The following is a 435-nucleotide window of genomic DNA, read 5'->3' as shown; positions in this document are numbered from 1 at the left end:
GGAGTAGATTGGGTGATAGATTTAAATCGATATAAATTTGCTCTTGATGAAGAAGGCAGAATCATTTGGGCTTTATATGATGATATTGAAAAAGGTAAATTAAAAGATCCAAGAGATATAGATTCTACTTCTGAAAGCAGGAAAGAATTTGATCATTATATGGATGGATATGTAAATGGAATGGAAACTAGATTCGATGCTGATATTCCAAATGATTGGGGTGATCGACAAGCCACTTTATTCAAAGATACCCTAGTATTAAGCGCCAAACTCGCAGCCCTCACTCCTCCTCAAGGCTATCCTAATGCTCCAAGATACTATAGCCCTGAAAGACTAGAAATTATTTATAAAAGACATAAGCTTGATAAACTTCTTGATCCAAGAATTCCTGCTATTTATAGATATAATTTTCCGCAAGAACTTCGAGCTAAAATA

At 34.5% G+C, this 435-nt stretch carries 1 pseudogene; it reads left to right on the top strand.

Annotated elements, in window-relative coordinates:
- Positions 1–435 (top strand): annotated as a pseudogene (locus tag BGS40_RS07430) (hypothetical protein); the annotation flags it as partial.

Origin of the sequence: Campylobacter sp. 107, from assembly GCF_002383835.1 — a bacterium.
In the GTDB taxonomy this organism is placed as follows: Bacteria; Campylobacterota; Campylobacteria; order Campylobacterales; family Campylobacteraceae; genus Campylobacter_D; species Campylobacter_D jejuni.
The sequence above is the reverse complement of the archived record's forward strand: the minus strand, read 5'-3'. Positions and strand labels throughout refer to the sequence as shown.